Here is a 16373-nt window from a genome sequence, read left to right as displayed (position 1 = left end):
TGCTTTCCGGGCGAGCGTAAATCGTTACGAACACCATGGCATATTGCTATTAGCCTAATTGATTGGCATAAAGGCCAACTGCCTTGGCTACATGGAAGTTCACCATGCGACTGCTCCGCCGTGCCCTGTTGGGGCTTGTCCTGTTAGTTGCGTTGCTCGCAGGGATTGGCGCGTATTTCGTGGCCTTCCCCAACTTGCCCGCTTACCAACAGCCCGAGAAACTTCACTATCTGAACCAGTGGAGCGAAGAAGATCGGCAAGCCTTTTATTACACGCCGCAGGGCACCCAGGTTAAGGGCTTGAGGTACGAATGGTTTCAGGCGCTGGAAAAGCCATTTGGCCGGGAAAAGCTCGCAGCGCCGAATTATTTGGCCAGGTTCGGCTTTCTTGTTGATCCACAGCAGCAGCCGTCCACGCGCAATCCAGCCAATCTGCCCGTTGGCTTCGCGCGGCACGAAGACAGCGAAACCGGCTTTGCCTACCTCGATATAAGTTGCGCCGCATGTCATACGGGTGAGCTACGCCACCGCGGCCAGGCCATACGCATCGATGGCGGAGCGGCATTGCACTCGCTAGCCTCGACGGTGCCCACATTGAGAGGCGGAGCATTCGGCCAGGCCCTGGGAATGAGCATGGCCGCAACCTACTACAACCCGATCAAATTCAAACGGTTCGCGCTGGAAGTCCTAGGCGACAATTACGCACGCGACCGAGAGCAGCTGCGGGTCGATTTCAAGCGGGTGCTGGATCGGTTGCTCAGCACAGCCTTCAACGATTGGCACCGAGGCCTCTATCCCACGGAAGAAGGTTTCGGCCGTACCGATGCATTCGGGCGGATCGCCAATACCGTGTTTGGCGATGCCATTGATGCGGATAACTATCGGGTCGCCAACGCACCGGTCAGCTATCCGCAGGTATGGGATATATGGAAGTTCGACTGGGTTCAGTGGAACGGCTCAGCCATGCAACCAATGGCGCGTAACATCGGCGAGGCATTAGGCGTGGGCGCACCACTGCGCCTGCTGCACGAAGATGGCAGCCCCATACCGCTCGCCGAACGCTACCCATCGAGCGTTCGCGTGCGCGACCTCGATAGGCTGGAGCAGACGCTTAAACGCCTGGAGCCGCCGCGCTGGCCTGAAGAGGTGTTGGGCAAGGTTGATATCGAAAAGGCCAGTCTCGGCCGGGCACTGTTCGAGGAAAATTGCGCCTATTGCCACGCAGCCGCTCCCAAGCCCGTGGGCGAGCGCTTTGCTGCAAGCAGGGACCCTGAATGGCGGATGCGAATCGTCCCGACCGAGATCATCGGCACCGATCCCACAACCGCAAACAATATTGCCGATCACCGTTTCGATGTCAGCCGGTTAGGCTGGACGCAGGACGAACTGAAACAACTGAATGTCCGACTCTTTGGCGCCTCGCCAGCGGAGCTGGACCTGCAAAGGATATCCAGCGCAAAAGGGCTGGCCTACATCACGGCCTATGTCGAACAGCGCGCATACCGTGACGCCGATATTCATCCGGACGAGCGCGCGAGTATGGATGGTTTCGGACTTCCCATCGGCGTCCAGGAGATACGCGGTTACAAAGCCCGCCCCCTCGATGGTATCTGGGCCACACCGCCTTTTCTGCATAACGGTTCGGTCGCGAACCTGTTCGAATTATTGTCGCCAGTGGCCGAACGGCAGGACCAGTTTTGGGTGGGTACCTTCGAATACGACACCAAGCGCCTCGGTTTTGAAACCGGCGCCTTTCCCGGTGGCTTTCTGCTCGACACCTCCATTACCGGCAATAGCAACCGGGGCCATGAGTTTCGCGCGGGCTGTCGCGAGCAGGGCGTTATAGGGCGCGCCCTGCTACCTCACGAACGCTGGGCTCTGATCGAGTATTTGAAAGTGCTGGGCGACGATCGACTCGAGCCGCGACTGCAAGATTTACCAGCCAAACCATGGAAACCGGGCCCCAACTGCGGGTAACGCCACGGATCGCAGCGCTGCTACTCCCATAATGGAAAGGTCAAAAGGGACTTCACCATGCTCAAGAAATTCTGGCTCTGTTTGGGTAGCTGGCTCGGCAAAATCCTCTTGCTGGCTCTGGCCTTAGGCCTGGGCGGCTGGCTGATCGGCAGCCTGTTCTATAGCTGGAAATTTTCCGGCCCGGTGTCACGCGAGGAACAGATTCCTGTCACCGAAAAAGCGGACACGCAGACCATTATTGCTGACGCAATCCGGGTCGTCGAACAACACCGGGACAACACCCGGGTGCTGCGCGACGCGCACGCCAAAGCGCATGGTTGCCTCAGGGCGGATGTTTCCGTCCGCGGGGACATCGACAGCGACCTACAGCATGGCGTCTTCAGCCAACCTGGACATAGCTGGCAGGCCTGGGTAAGGCTTTCGAACGGCAATGCTTATCCTCAGTTCGATCGCGTCCGTGATGCCCGAGGCATGGCGATAAAGCTGCTCGACGTACCGGGACAGAAGTTGACAGCGAACCCGGCTCACGCCGCTGAGCAGGATTTCGTCATGTTCAATCACCCCGCATTCTTCGTCCGCGACGTAGCCGAATACCGGAGCAATTTCGCTGCTCAGGCCGAGGGCAAGAAAGTGCTGGCATTCTTCCCAGGCTGGGATCCCCGTCACTGGGAAATCCGCCATCTGGCGATTGCGCTGAAAACCCTATCGCCAGCGCCCGACAGCCCAGTGGCGACGACCTACAACTCGGTGGCGCCGTTCAAGCTTGGACCGCTGAATATCAAATACCGCGTGATACCTGCACCGGAGAACTGCCCGGCTTATCAATTACCCGAACAGAACCGCGACCTGCCAAACTTCTTGCGCAACGCGCTCTACCAGCAGCTTTCGCTCGACCAGACGCCCGCTTGTTTCACCTTGCAGGTACAACGGCAAAACGCCGATTTCTACATGCCTATCGAGGACCCCAGCGTTGAGTGGGACGAGTCGATCTCCGCTTTTGAGTCCGTCGCGGATATCCGCCTTCTCGCTCAGGATTTCGACAGTCCGGCGCAGAATATCGACTGTGACAATCTGTCCTTCAACCCTTGGCATTCACTTCCTGAGCATCGACCAATCGGCGGCATCAACCGCTTGAGAAAAGCAGTGTACGAAGCCATCAGTGCTTACCGTCTGGACCGCAACGGCGCCTTCCAAACTGACCACTAGTACTGCAGCTCTTGGAGGTTGATGGCGTCGGGCCGGCTTTAGGCCTCAACACCCAACGGCAGCAGGACCCGGAATAGCGCGCCCTGACCCTCTTCGCTTTCCACCTGAATATGACCACTGTGGGCTTTGACTATCTGCTCAGCGATGAACAGACCAAGCCCCAGTCCGGCGCTGCTTTCGCTGCCTTCGGCGCGCTCGAACTGGCAGAAGATCCGTTCCAGACTCTTCTGACTGATGCCAATGCCTTGGTCACTCACTTCGATGCAGGCCTCTGCCGATGTGGCGCTGATATTGACTTGCACGGGCTTGCCTGCGCCGTAGCGCATCGCATTGGTCAGCAGATTGGCCAGCACCTGCTCGATGCGAAACTCGTCCCAGACGCCGAATATCGGCTCCGGTCGCTGGAACAACAGCGTGCAACCGCTGGCTTGCATCTGCGGCGCAAAGTTTTCCACCACGCTGGCCACCAGCTTGCCCAGATCAACACGGATGGGCCTGATCGATAGCTTGCCGGTGCGAATGCGTGACACGTCGAGCATATCGTCGATCAGGCGGATCAGGCTCTGGACCTGCCGCTCGTCCTTGTCGACCATCTGTCTCAGCTTGTCTTCACTGAAAGCGGCGAAGTTGTTCCGTCCGAGCTGCAACTTGCGCAGCTGCACTTCAAGGATGAGGGTGTTGAGTGGCGTTTTCAGCTCATGGGAGACGATCGACATGAAGTCATCGCGCATGCGCACCGCACCTTCCAGCTCGGCCTTGGTGCTACGCAGCTCGTCGAGCAGGACCTCTTGCTCGCGACGGCTGCGTTCGAGCGCCTCGAGCTGGCGCGCCATGCGCTTGCGGTTGCGATACAGATCAACGAACACGCTGACCTTGCTGCGCACCGCATGGGTGTCCAGCGGTTTGTGCATGAAGTCCACGGCACCACTTTCGTAGCCTTTGAACGCGTAGTTGAGCTCGCGGCCCGCGGCGCTGACGAAGACGATGGGAATCTGCTTGGTGCGCTCGGTGCCGCGCATCAGCTCAGCCAGCTGAAAGCCATCCATGCCGGGCATTTGCACGTCGAGGATGGCCAGCGCGAACTCATGCTGCAGCAACAACTCGAGCGCCTGCTCCGCTGATTCGGCCTGATGCACATGGATGCCCGGCGCCTTGAGAATGGCATCCAGCGCCAACAAATTCTCCGGCAGATCATCGACGATCAGCAGATTCGCTTCATCGGTTTGGTTGGGCATGGGTCACTCCAGTTCGCGCAACAGTCGATGAATATCGCGCAAGGGCAAAATGTAATCCGGCGCAAAGCGCTGGAGTGCGGCCAAGGGCATGGTCTGAACCTCGGCTTCGCTGGGCTCCTGGACGATAGCGATGCCGCCGCCCCGTTTGATCGCTTCGAGGCCGGCCGCGCCGTCCTCGTTGGCACCGGTCAACAGGATGCCGGCGACGCGCTCGCCCCAGGCATCGGCCGCCGACTCGAACAGCACATCGATCGAGGGGCGGGAGAAATGCATCGCATCATCCTGGCTGAGCGACAGGGTCAGGTCCGCCTCCACCAGCAGGTGATAACCAGGCGCGGCGAAATACAGGGTCGCACCACACACCGGCTCTTTGTCGGCCGCTTCCTTGACCTTCAGTTTGGTCTTGCGCCCGAATATTTCAGCAAGCTGCGTCGGCCCGCTGGGCGGAACATGTTGCACCATCAACAGCGGCAGTCGGAAGCTAGCCGGCAATCCGCTGACCAGAACGCTCAGCGCGGCCAGCCCACCCGCCGAAGCGCCGATAACCACGGCATCGATCGGCCGAGTAGGCGAATAGGAAAAGGCACTGGTAGTCGCATGGCTCATAGCTTGCGGAAAATCCTTTCCTGCTTGTCGAATGCCTCGTAACGATCGGCATAGCCGGAGAATTCAACGGTTTCCTTGCTACCCAAGCCGAGAAAGCCGCGATGGCAGAGGGAATCATGAAATAGCCCAAAGGCCCGGTTCTGCAGCGGCTTGTTGAAATAGATCAGCACATTGCGACAGGAAATCAATTGAGTCTCGGCGAAAACGCTATCGGTCGCCAGACTATGATCGGCAAAGGTCACCTGTTCTTTCAAAGACTTATCCATGATCGCCGAGTCATAAGCGGCCGTGTAGTAGTCGCTGAGGCTATGCCTGCCGCCGGCGCGCTGGTAGTTGGTCGTGTACTGCTGCATGTCGCCAATATCGAAAATGCCCTGGCGCGCCTGTTCCAGAGAGCGTGGATTGATGTCGGTGGCGTAGAGGATGGTGCGCTCCAGCAAGCCCTCTTCCTTGAGCAGGATCGCCATCGAGTAAACCTCTTCGCCCGTGCTGCAACCGGCTATCCATATTTTCAACGACGGATAGGTACGCAGCACCGGAACCACCTGCTCACGCAACGCCAGATAATAACTGGGGTCGCGGAACATCTCGCTCACCGGAATAGTGAGAAACTGCAGCAGCTCCATGAAGGCCTGCGGATCGTAAAGAATCTTGCGCTGCAGCTCCGAGATGTTCTCGCACTGCATTTGCCGTAGCGCCAGTAGCACCCGGCGCTTGAGCGAAGCACCGGAATAATCACGAAAATCGTAGCTGTAGCGCAGGTAGATCGCTTCGATCAGCAGTTTTAGCTCGATGGCCTGGTTGCGGTCCGGCATGTCACAGCAGCTCCACTTTCGGTAGCCATACGCGAATCAGCGAGAACAGGCGGTCCAGATCGATGGGCTTGGCCAAGTAATCGTTGGCCCCGGCGCGCAGGCAACGGTCCTGATCGTCCTTCATCGCCTTGGCGGTGACTGCGATGATCGGCAGCTTGGCGAAGCGTGAATCCTTGCGGATTTCCTGCATGGCGGTGAAGCCGTCCATCTCCGGCATCATGATGTCCATCAACACCAGGTCGATATCATCGACATCCTGTAGCTGGGCGATAGCCTCATGACCGTTGCGGGCGATTTCTATCAGCGCGCCCTTCTGTTCCAGTGCGCTGGTCAGTGCAAAGACGTTACGCACATCGTCGTCGACCACGAGAACCTTGCGGCCCTCGAAGGCCTTTTCGCGGCTGCGCACGCTTTTCAACATCTTCTGCCGCTCCGGCGCCATGGCCGATTCGACCTTGTGCAGGAACAGCGTGACCTCGTCGAGCAGCCGCTCCGGCGACCGCGCCCCCTTGATGATGATCGAGCGCGAGTATTTCATCAGCGCCGCTTCTTCATCGCGAGTCAGATTGCGCCCGGTATAGACGATGACCGGTGGGAAGGAACAAATGTCCTCGCGTGCCATGCGCTCAAGCAGCTCGTGACCGTCCATGTCCGGCAGCTTGAGGTCGATGATCATGCAGTCGAAGAGAGTCGAGCGCAGCAGTTCGAGGGCCTGCTCGCCGAATTCCACCGCAGTGATTTCGACGTCGATGTCTTCGATCAGCCGCGACACGCTTTCGCGCTGTCGCGCGTCGTCCTCGACCAGCAGGATGCGTTTGACCTTCTGCGCCAACTTCGCTTCCAGTCTGCCGAAGACCTCTTTGAGCTCGTCGCGAGTGGTCGGTTTGGTGGCATAGCCGATGGCCCCCATTTGCAGGGCAGTTTCCTTACGATCTTCGACCGATACGATATGCACCGGAATATGTCGAGTGATCGGGTTCTCCTTGAGCCGTTCGAGCACGGTCAGGCCGGAATGATCGGGCAGGCGCATATCCAGCAAAATGGCGTCGGGACGGTACTGCACCGCGGTATCGAATCCGCGATCGGCATTCTGTGCGATCAGGCAGCTGTACTTCAGCTCGTGCGCAAGGTCGCGAAGGATGCAGGCGAACTGCGGCTCGTCTTCGATCACCAGCACCGAGCGTTCGCTGAACGGAAACTCATCGCGGTCGTCAGCCAGAGGCTGCACGGCTTGCTCCTCGGTCCGCTGCGGAGCGGCCACAGCCGACATCTGGGACTCCGGTACGCCCCGCGTCGCCCGCTCGGCTGTCATCGGGGCGGGAAGCGACTCCGGCTGCTCAGTTACCTCCAGTTCGCTGTAATTTTCCGGCACGATCAGCGTGAACACGCTACCGGCGCCCGGCTCGCTGCTCACCTCAATGGTTCCACCCAACAGTTGTGCCAGCTCGCGGGAGATCGACAGCCCGAGGCCAGTACCGCCATAACGCCGGTTGGTGGTGCCGTCGGCCTGGCGGAACGCCTCGAAAATCACCGCCTGCTGATCCTCGGGAATGCCGATACCCGAGTCGCGCACGGCAAAAGCGAGCCGCTGCTCGTCATGGCGCGTCACGCGCAGAACCACCGAGCCCTTCTCGGTAAATTTGAAGGCGTTCGACAGGAGGTTCTTGAGTATCTGCTCAAGACGCTGGCGATCGGTATAGAGGCTCGAAGGCAGCCCTTCGTCCAGCTCAACGTTGAACTGCAGCGACTTTTCCAGCGACTGAGCCAGGAACAGGCTTTTCAACCCCTCCACCATTCGCGCCAGAGTCAGCAGCTCGGGATGAACATCGAGCTTGCCCGCCTCGACTTTGGAGATGTCTAGAATGTCATTGATCAGGTTGAGCAGATCATTGCCGGCCGAATAGATGGAACGTGCGAACTGCACCTGATCGTCGTGGAGATTGCCGTCGGGATTGTCCGCCAGCAGCTTGGCGAGAATCAGCGAGCTGTTCAGCGGCGTGCGCAGCTCGTGGGACATATTGGCGAGGAATTCGGACTTGTAGCGGCTGGCACGCTGCAGTTCGTCGGCGCGATCCTCGAGCATCAGCTGCACTTCGTGCAGACGATTGTTCTTTATATCCATTTCGTCGCGCTGACGCGCCAGTTCCTGCGTGTGCTCGGCGAGTTGCTCGTTGGTCTGTTCTAGTTCGGCCTGCTGCTCTTCCATGTGCGCCTGCGATTCGCGCAACGCACTGGATTGTTCTTCGAGCTCTTCGTTGGCTGCGCGCAATTCTTCCTGCTGCACCTAGAGCTCTTCGTTGAGCTGCTGGGTTTCGGCCAGTACTCGCTGCAGACGCTGGCGGTAGCGCGCGGCCTCGATGGCCGAACCGACGCCCTCGCTGATGCGGCGCAACAACTCACTGCCTTCTTCGCGCAACGGCCGCAGGAAACCAATCTCCAGCACCGCATTGAGTATGCCGCTGTCCTCCACCGGTGTGATCAACACGGACTTTGCATCGGTGCTGCCGAGGGCGGAGCTGATCTTCAGGTAACCGGGCGGCAGGCTGTCGAGCATCATTGCCCTGCGCTCCAGAGCAACCTGCCCGACAAGCCCTTCACCGAGTTCCAAGGTTTGGCCGCTGTGCAGTTTGTCCTTGTCCCAGCCGAACTCCGCGACCCGCTGCAACTTGCCGTCCTGGGCGACGTAGAGCGCACCGACGGCGACCTCAAGGTAGCGCGAGAGGAAGCTGAGCACGTTTTGACCCAGCGTCGGCAACGCCTGCTCGCCGATGATCGACTCGCTGAGCTGGGTCTGCCCGGTGCGATACCAGGCCTGTTTTTCCAGCGCCGCCGCATGGGCCTGTTGTCGCTCCAGCGACTGGGCATAGCTGTCGGACAGGTTGAGCAGGTCGCGCCGACCGAAATACACCAGCAGCCCACTGAAGATCAGGCTGAACAGCAGGAAGCCGCCGATCAGGGCGGTAGTTATCATTTCTGACGTTTCAGTACGCTCGGCGCGCAGCTGCCGCTCGCTAGCGATGAATTCGCCGAGCAACTTGCGTTGCTCGTCCTTCAGCTCCATGCCGCTCTTGCTGCGCACATACCCATCGATCGGCAGGTTCTGGACTCGACGGGCAATGGCCGTTTCGGCGTAATCGATCCATTGCCGATGCAATCTCTCGGCACGCTCGACACGGCTCAGCTGAACCGGGTTAACGCCAGCGTAGCCCTTGAGCAGCTCCAGCTGGTCTTCCAGCATCGGCAGTTCTCGCCGATAGGGTTCGAGAAAAATGTCCTCGCCGGCGATGAGGTAGCCGCGCAACGAGGCTTCCATATCCCCCATGAGCTTCAGCGTTTCGTGCGCATAGGAAACCCCAACGACAGAGCGCTCGACCCAATGGCTGACGTTCAGCAAAAAATAGACGATGGCGCTGAAGAAAAACGCGCTAAGGAAGCCGAAACCGAGGGGAACCGCCACGTTGCGGTTGAGAATGCGCCTGAAGTTGTTCTGCTCGATGAAAGAGTCGCCCATGTGGTTTCCTTTCCCGGGTGCTGCGCGATGGCAGTTACCCACCGTAGCGCGCTGCGCGTGCTCCGATCCCGGCATATTGAGGATTTTCGCGTGAATTGGATTCATGCATGCAAGTCGACCGAGGACTTTACCACCGGCTCGCTTGTAAGCACAAAAAACCCGGCCGAACGGCCGGGCTGCGGGCTATTTCGTTCCGCCCACTGTCAGCGTCTGGCGATGATCCAAACTGCGTGGATGATGCCTGGGATATAGCCCAGCAGCGTCAGCAGAATATTCAGCCAAAAGGCGCCACCGAAGCCGACTTGCAGGAATACCCCCAGCGGCGGCAGGAGTATTGCGATGATTATTCGGATCAGGTCCATCGTTGGTGCTCCCCTCGGGTCTGGTTGCCTACTGTGAATCGACCCAATCACGTCTTGGGGGTTCCTTGGCTGCCGCCGAAAACAAGCGCTTCGCCTGCACCCCGGCGTGTCTAGCGCTCCACCGGGCCTTGTTCACCGCGCTTGCGACGAATATTGATCCACGACAGCACGGCCAGCGCCAGCATAAACCCGGCCATGTTGAGGTTGCCCACCAGAATGTAGCCCAGACCCGCGAGCAAGCACGCCACCAGCCCGATCCAGCGAACATACTTCATCATGGCGCGTACCGGCCTGCCTATGTGCTCGTCATTTTGCGGCGACATCAACCCTGCCTCGCGCGCATGCGCTCGAGTTCCTTGGCGTCGTGGCTGCAGAACAACGTCACCTCATTCTTGTGCTCCAGCGACAAGGTCCAGAGCCGATGTTGGTTGGACAGGCGCGCCGGACGATCGACTTCCATCAAGCGCTGGTAAAGGCGCAGCCCCGGCGTGCAATGGCGCTCGGTCTGTCCCACTTCGTCGCGGTAGAAATAAGCATCACCGGCGTGCAGCAACCAGCCGTTGCCGGTCTGCAGCGCGACGCCCGCATGGCCATGGGTGTGACCGGTCAGCGGGATCAGCAGAAGCTCTGGCGGCAAGCCGCGCAACGCTTTGACAGCCTGGAAGCCGAACCAGGTGTCGCCACCCGGCTCGTAGAACTGCCAGTTGCGCACATCGTCCCACTGCCGATGACGGTAGCGTCGATGACCAATGAAGCTATGAGTCGAGCGCGCCGCGTCCATTTCTCGCTGCAGCACGTGAACCTGGCCCTCGGGGAAATCATCGAGGCCACCGGCATGGTCGAAATCCAGATGAGTCAGCAGGATGTGCCGGACGTCTTCAGGCTTGAAACCAAGCTGACGCACCTGCTCCAGCGCCGTGAAGCGACGCTCGAATTTGATGTTGTTGAAGGCGATGAAGAACTGGCTGAGGCGCTTGCGTGGCTCCAGCACATCGCAGCTACCGAATCCGGTATCGACCAGCACCAGCCCGTGCTGCTCGGTCTCGATCAACAGGCAGTGGCAGACCAGACTGGCTGTCAGTCCGTCGCTGAAACCATCGAACAGCTTGCCGCCCACCGGGCACATGCAGCCGCAGTTGAGATGATGAATACGCATGAACGACTCCTCATGGAGCGGGCCGGCGAGACAACCCCGCGCGGATATCAGCCTCGTCTGATGTGTGAGGCCCGATTGCGCAGCAGAGTTCAGGCGCGCATATCAGCGGCGGCTGATACGACGTCGCGACAGGTACCTCGCGTCAGCTGAACTATCCTCTCTGCTACTGCCGCGATTAACCGTCGCGCCATTTCGCAAAGCCGGGAGGACCACGCCAATGCGCCGCCGCCCCATTGATCGACTGGTCTGGCTGCTAACGCTCTTGCTGGCCTCATGGCTGGGCTTCGCGGGATCGGTTCTGGCTGCGGCTCCGGTGACCGTGCTGCGGGTCGACGGGGCGATCGGGCCGGCCAGCGCCGACTACATCATCGGCGGCATACAGCGAGCGACCGAAACCAATGCGCAGCTGCTGGTGTTGCAGCTCGACACACCCGGCGGGCTGGACAGCTCGATGCGCGCCATTATCAAGGAAATCCTGGCCAGCCCCGTGCCGATTGCCACCTATGTCACACCCAGCGGGGCGCGTGCCGCCAGCGCAGGGACTTACATGCTCTACGCCAGTCACATCGCAGCGATGACTCCGGGTACCAATCTCGGCGCCGCGACGCCGGTGCAAATCGGCGGCGCTCCGGGCGGGCCGTCCGAAGAACAACCCAATGCGCAGAAGCCGGACGGCGAGCAGGACGGCGACGCTATGAGTCGCAAACAGGTTAACGACGCCGCCGCCTACATCCGCGGCCTGGCGCAGTTACGTGGACGCAACGCCGAATGGGCGGAGCAGGCGGTGCGCGAGGCGGTCAGTCTGTCGGCCAGCGAGGCACTGGCGCTTAAAGTGGTCGATTACGTTGCCACCGATATCGATGACCTGCTCGGCAAACTCGACGGTAAAACCATCGAGACCAGCACCGGCGAGCGAACATTACAGACTGCTAACGCCACGCTCGACCATCACGAGCCGGATTGGCGGGTGCGCTTGCTGGCAGTGATCACCAACCCCAGCGTGGCGCTGATCCTGATGATGATCGGCGTCTACGGGCTGATATTCGAGTTCGCCAACCCCGGCACCGGCGGCGGCGGTGTGATCGGCGGTATCTGCCTGCTGCTGGCGTTGTATTCGCTGCAGCTGTTGCCGGTCAATTACGCCGGAGTGGCGCTGATTTTGTTGGGCCTGGGTTTCATGATCGCCGAGGCGTTCATGCCCAGTTTCGGCGTGCTCGGCCTGGGTGGAGTCGCTGCGTTCGTCACCGGCTCGGTGATCCTGATCGACACCGAAGTGCCAGGCTACGGCATACCGCTGGCCTTGATCGGCACGCTGGGGATAGCCAGCGCGCTGCTGGTGTTTGCCATCGTCAGCATGGCACTCAAGGCTCGCCGACAACGCGTGGTCAGCGGTGATGCCGAACTGATCGGCAGCCTGGCACCGGTCACCCGCATTCAGGCAAACGACCCGACTTACGGCTGGGTGCAGTTGCAGGGCGAGCACTGGCAGGTCCGTAGCCCGGCTCCCTTGCACCTGGGTCAACAAATCCGCGTCATGGCGAGACACGGTCTGCAACTGGACGTCGCTGCGGCCGACGAGCCGCCAATCGAGAAGAGGTGAACCATGGGTTTCGGTTTTGAGATGAGCTTCATCGCGGTGCTGGTATTGCTGATTGCGCTGCTCGCATCGACGTTCCGCATCCTGCGCGAATACGAACGCGGCGTGGTATTTCAGTTGGGACGTTTCTGGAAGGTTAAGGGGCCGGGACTGATCATGGTCATTCCCGCCATCCAACAAATGGTGCGGGTCGATCTGCGTACCCTGGTGCTGGATGTGCCGACCCAGGACGTGATTTCCCGCGATAACGTCTCGGTGAAGGTCAACGCCGTGGTCTATTACCGCGTGTTGGATGCCGAGAAGGCGATCATTCAGGTCGAGGATTACCATTCGGCGACCAGTCAGTTGGCCCAGACCACACTGCGCGCGGTACTCGGTAAGCATGATCTGGACGACATGCTCGCCGAGCGCGAGCAGCTCAACAACGACATCCAACAGGTGCTCGATGCGCAGACCGATGCCTGGGGAATCAAGGTCGCCAACGTCGAGATCAAACACGTGGACCTCGACGAGTCGATGATTCGTGCCATCGCCCGCCAGGCCGAAGCGGAACGCGAGCGGCGGGCCAAGGTCATTCATGCTGAGGGCGAGTTGCAAGCGTCGGAGAAACTGATGCAGGCGGCCGAGATGCTCGGTCGTCAGTCCGGAGCGATGCAGCTGCGTTACATGCAGACGCTGAGCAACATCGCTGGCGACAAGAACTCGACCATCGTTTTCCCGCTGCCCATGGAGCTGTTACAGGGCTTGGGCAACCTCACCAAGAAATCCGAGTAGAGCATTTATGCGCATGCGCCCAGCTGTATCTGTTGCACGTCTGCTGTCGGTCATTCTGCTGGCGTTGAGCCTAGCCAGCTGTGCGATTTTCAACCAGCGCGATCCGCTCAATGTGCAAGTCGCCGGCATTCAGCCGCTGTCCGGCGAAGGCTTGGAGCTGCGCATGGCAGTCAAGCTACGCGTACAGAACCCCAACAACATGGCCCTCGAATACAACGGCGTGGCGCTCGATCTGGAAATCAATGGCCGGCGTCTGGCCAGTGGCGTCAGCGACGAGCGCGGCAGCGTGCCGCGCTTCGGCGAAACCGTGTTGACCGTTCCGGTGACCATCTCCGCGTTCTCCGCCGCGCGACAGGCGCTGGGCCTAGCCGAGAACATCGGCATGGACGAGGTGCCCTATGTCCTGCGCGGCAAACTCGCCGGCGGCCTGTTCGGTACTCAGCGCTTCGTGGAGAAGGGCACGCTGGATATGTCCGGGGCCATTACCAACCCGTATCGACGCCCTTGAATTATGAGGACAGTGCCGATTCGCGAGCAAGCTCGCTCCTACAAAAGCGATTGATCGCTCTGTTGCGCTTCGGCAGTGGGTGAAACGCGTCAGTGGAAAAGACCGAGCCTCGACAAAACGCTCGATCCTGCTCATTGCGGCGTGCATCGTCCGGCGCGACACCGGTGCGCCTCATGGGCAGGGTCTTCCTGCATCAGCTTGCGGGTCACACCGTTAGTCCAGCCGAAGCCATCCTGCAACGGATATTCCCCGCCAGTGGCGTGCTCGACGCTGGGTCGCAACACGTATTTCTCCACCAATTTACTTTCCTCTTCGAACAGGTGCGAGACGATGCTCAGCCAACGCTTTTCGATCTGTTGCGCTAACGCATCGTGACCGTAGCCCTGTAACCCGCGGATGCCCATCCACTGCAAGGGTGCCCAACCGTTGGGACGGTCCCATTGCTCACCGGTGTCGCTGATTTCCGTCGTCGACAACCCGCCGGGGGCAAGCAGGCGCTCATGAACGGTATCGGCAACCCGCCTCGCCTGATCCTCACTGGCCAGCTGCACGAACAATGGCGTCAGGGTGGCAGCGGTGAGGTTGTCGCGTGGCGCTTGCAAGGTCCAGTCGTAGTCGAAATAGGCGCCGTCCCGGTCGCTCCAGAGATACAGGTCGATCGCCGTCAGACGCGCCTCGGCACGCTGGCGGAATTCTTCGGCACACCCATGCCAGCCTTTCTGATCGCTGAGGCGGGCTATTTGGCGTTCGACCTTATAGAGATAGCTGTTCAGATCCACCGGAATGATGTGGGTGGTGCGAATGCTCGACAGGCGTTGCGGGTCGCCCAGCCAACGTGAACTGAAATCCCAACCCGATTCGGCACCGGCACGCAGGTCGCGATAGACCTCGTGCGCCGGCCGGCTCGATGAACGCGCGGTTTCGACGTCTTCGAGATAGGACTCCTCACGTGGCGTGTCTCGTTCGTCCCAGTACCGGTTGAGCACGCTGCCATCGGGCAGGCAGACGCAGCGCCGATGCGCCTCACCGGGGCGCAACTTATCGCCGCCCTCGGTCCAGAAGGCGTATTCCTTGCGTAGTTGCGGCAGGTAATCGCTGGCGCGATGCACGCCGGTGTCCTCGAACAGATCGATCATCAGCGCGAACACCGGCGGCTGCGAGCGGCTCAGGTAGTAGGAGCGGTTGCCGTTGGGCACATGACCGTAGGTATCGATCAGGTAGGCGAAGTTATCGGCCATCGAACGTAGCAGCTCGCAGTGCCCGCTCTCGTCCAGCCCCAGCATGGTGAAATACGAGTCCCAGTAATACATTTCGGTGAAACGACCGCCCGGCACGACGTAGTCGTGCGGCAAGGGCAACAGCGAAGAAAACTCTGGGTGATGCCTCGGATGGCGGGTCAGAACCGGCCAGAGCCGGTCGATATGCTCGCTCAGGCTATCGTCGGGGTTGGCCACGAACTCCGTTGGAGCCATTTCGTACACTTGGAAATGCTCAAGCACGAAGGCTTTCAGATCGAAACCGGACTCACCGCTACGCGCCCGATAATTATCGAGGATTTGTTCCGGATGCTGGCGCGGCGCGCAGTCGACGAAGGTCTTGCTGTCGGGGAATACGCGCTGCGTCTGTACCGCCACGAAGAGTTCCTGGTAACGGTCCGCCGGGGTCAGGGTGTCGGCAGAGGAGACAGCACGCGTGTCGTAATCGAAGGGTCTTGTATCGGTATCGGTCATTGCTCGCTGTAATTCCATAGCAGTCCGCCATCGATTACCAGTGTAGTACCGGTGATGTAGTCGGCCTCGTCGGAGGCGAGAAAGGCCACCGCGCCAGCCACATCGCGCGGCTGGCCGAGGCGGCCGGCGGGAATATTGCCCAGCAGGCCGGCAAGCTTCTTCGGCTGGTTCATCAACGAGCGGTTGATGGGCGTCTCGATGGCGCCCGGCGCGACGTTGTTGACGGTGATGCCCATCGGCGCCAGTTCGATCGCCAGGTTGCGCATGAGCATCTTCATCCCGCCCTTGCTGGCGCAGTAGCTGCTGAAATTGGGAAACGGCAGCTCTTCATGAACCGAGCTGTTGTTGATGATGCGCCCACCCCGCCCGTTGTCGCGCAGATACCGCGCGAAAGCCTGGGCGATGAAGAATGGCCCTCGCAAGTTTACGTTCAGCACCTGGTCGTAATCCGCTTCGCTGGCGTCGAGAAAGGCGCTGTGCCTTTGCACGCCGGCATTGTTCACCAGAATGTCGAGACGGCCCATCTGTTCGATCGCCTGCTCGACCAACCGCTGGCATTCGGCGACTACGCCAACATCGGCTGCGATGAAACAGGCACGACGACCAAGCGCACGAACTTGCTCGAGGGTTTCCCGGACGTCGTCGTCATCGTGCCGCCCGTTAATGACCAGATCGGCCCCCTCCTCGGCCAGGCGCACGGCGATGCCACGGCCGATGCCCTGGGAGCTGCCCGTAACCAACGCGACCTTGTTCTGCAATTTCATCGATTACCTCATCTCCAGTTCCCGTTTCGCATGTTTTGTCCAAACGGCAATCTTCACGATTGAAGGCGCTCCCTCTAATCCCAGGCAGCCTTCGCCGTGGGAGCGGCTTCAGCCGCGAATATCTGGAGCGGCA

Annotated in this window: 13 protein-coding genes and 1 pseudogene; 5 read left to right on the top strand and 9 right to left on the bottom strand. The window is 60.2% G+C overall.

Annotated features, from left to right (window positions below; translation table 11 throughout):
- Positions 1–104 precede the first annotated feature (104 nt).
- Together D7241_RS13515 and D7241_RS13510 are read left to right on the top strand one after the other, a co-directional pair.
- Positions 105–1976, top strand: a complete 1872-nt coding sequence (locus tag D7241_RS13515; RefSeq protein ID WP_408101939.1) for a di-heme-cytochrome C peroxidase — start codon at positions 105–107, stop codon at positions 1974–1976.
- Positions 1977–2033: 57 nt separating this feature from the next.
- A complete protein-coding gene (locus D7241_RS13510) occupies positions 2034–3182 on the top strand; it encodes a catalase family protein (RefSeq protein WP_408101938.1) in 1149 nt (382 codons plus the stop codon).
- Between the two features lie 38 nt (positions 3183–3220).
- Here the strand turns inward: D7241_RS13510 and D7241_RS13505 are convergent, their stop codons facing one another.
- The 7 genes and pseudogenes from D7241_RS13505 to D7241_RS13475 form a co-directional block, all read right to left on the bottom strand.
- A complete protein-coding gene (locus tag D7241_RS13505) occupies positions 3221–4417 on the bottom strand; it encodes an ATP-binding protein (protein ID WP_408101937.1) in 1197 nt (398 codons plus the stop codon).
- A 3-nt stretch (positions 4418–4420) separates the two neighbouring features.
- Positions 4421–5023, bottom strand: a complete 603-nt coding sequence (locus D7241_RS13500; RefSeq protein WP_408101936.1) for a chemotaxis protein CheB — start codon at positions 5021–5023, stop codon at positions 4421–4423.
- Positions 5020–5838: a CheR family methyltransferase gene (locus D7241_RS13495; RefSeq protein ID WP_408101935.1), complete on the bottom strand. Its 819-nt coding sequence runs from the start codon at positions 5836–5838 to the stop codon at positions 5020–5022. The genes D7241_RS13500 and D7241_RS13495 overlap by 4 nt, the downstream gene beginning before the upstream one ends.
- 1 nt (position 5839) lies before the next feature.
- Positions 5840–9349 (bottom strand): annotated as a pseudogene (locus D7241_RS13490) (response regulator).
- Positions 9350–9552: 203 nt separating this feature from the next.
- Positions 9553–9711 carry a YqaE/Pmp3 family membrane protein gene (locus tag D7241_RS13485; protein WP_131649596.1) on the bottom strand — a complete coding sequence of 53 codons (159 nt, stop codon included), beginning with the start codon at positions 9709–9711 and terminating at the stop codon, positions 9553–9555.
- Positions 9712–9821: 110 nt separating this feature from the next.
- Positions 9822–10034, bottom strand: a complete 213-nt coding sequence (locus D7241_RS13480) for a hypothetical protein (protein ID WP_255977710.1) — start codon at positions 10032–10034, stop codon at positions 9822–9824.
- Positions 10034–10867, bottom strand: a complete 834-nt coding sequence (locus D7241_RS13475; RefSeq protein ID WP_408101934.1) for an MBL fold metallo-hydrolase — start codon at positions 10865–10867, stop codon at positions 10034–10036. Before D7241_RS13475 ends, D7241_RS13480 begins: the two co-directional genes overlap by 1 nt.
- Before the next feature lie 217 nt (positions 10868–11084).
- Between D7241_RS13475 and D7241_RS13470 the strand changes: the two genes are divergently transcribed.
- Genes D7241_RS13470 through D7241_RS13460 form a run of 3 tightly spaced genes read left to right on the top strand, consistent with a single transcriptional unit; the run spans position 11085 to position 13746 of the window.
- A complete protein-coding gene (locus D7241_RS13470) occupies positions 11085–12467 on the top strand; it encodes an NfeD family protein (protein ID WP_408101933.1) in 1383 nt (460 codons plus the stop codon).
- A gap of 3 nt (positions 12468–12470) precedes the next feature.
- Positions 12471–13238: a slipin family protein gene (locus tag D7241_RS13465; protein ID WP_408101932.1), complete on the top strand. Its 768-nt coding sequence runs from the start codon at positions 12471–12473 to the stop codon at positions 13236–13238.
- A 7-nt stretch (positions 13239–13245) separates the two neighbouring features.
- Positions 13246–13746: an LEA type 2 family protein gene (locus tag D7241_RS13460; protein ID WP_408101931.1), complete on the top strand. Its 501-nt coding sequence runs from the start codon at positions 13246–13248 to the stop codon at positions 13744–13746.
- A 131-nt stretch (positions 13747–13877) separates the two neighbouring features.
- Here the strand turns inward: D7241_RS13460 and treF are convergent, their stop codons facing one another.
- Together treF and D7241_RS13450 are read right to left on the bottom strand one after the other, a co-directional pair.
- Entirely contained in the window at positions 13878–15476 is a 1599-nt protein-coding gene (gene treF / locus D7241_RS13455) for an alpha,alpha-trehalase TreF (RefSeq protein ID WP_408101930.1), read from the bottom strand.
- Positions 15473–16240 (bottom strand): SDR family NAD(P)-dependent oxidoreductase, encoded by a 768-nt coding sequence (locus tag D7241_RS13450; RefSeq protein ID WP_408101929.1) that lies wholly within the window; start codon positions 16238–16240, stop codon positions 15473–15475. The genes treF and D7241_RS13450 overlap by 4 nt, the downstream gene beginning before the upstream one ends.
- Positions 16241–16373: the final 133 nt, after the last annotated feature.

It is taken from the genome of Stutzerimonas sp. VN223-3, from assembly GCF_045999685.1.
Lineage (GTDB): Bacteria > Pseudomonadota > Gammaproteobacteria > Pseudomonadales > Pseudomonadaceae > Stutzerimonas > Stutzerimonas stutzeri_AR.
Note: the sequence above shows the minus strand (reverse complement) of the source record. Positions and strands in the feature narration are given on the sequence as shown.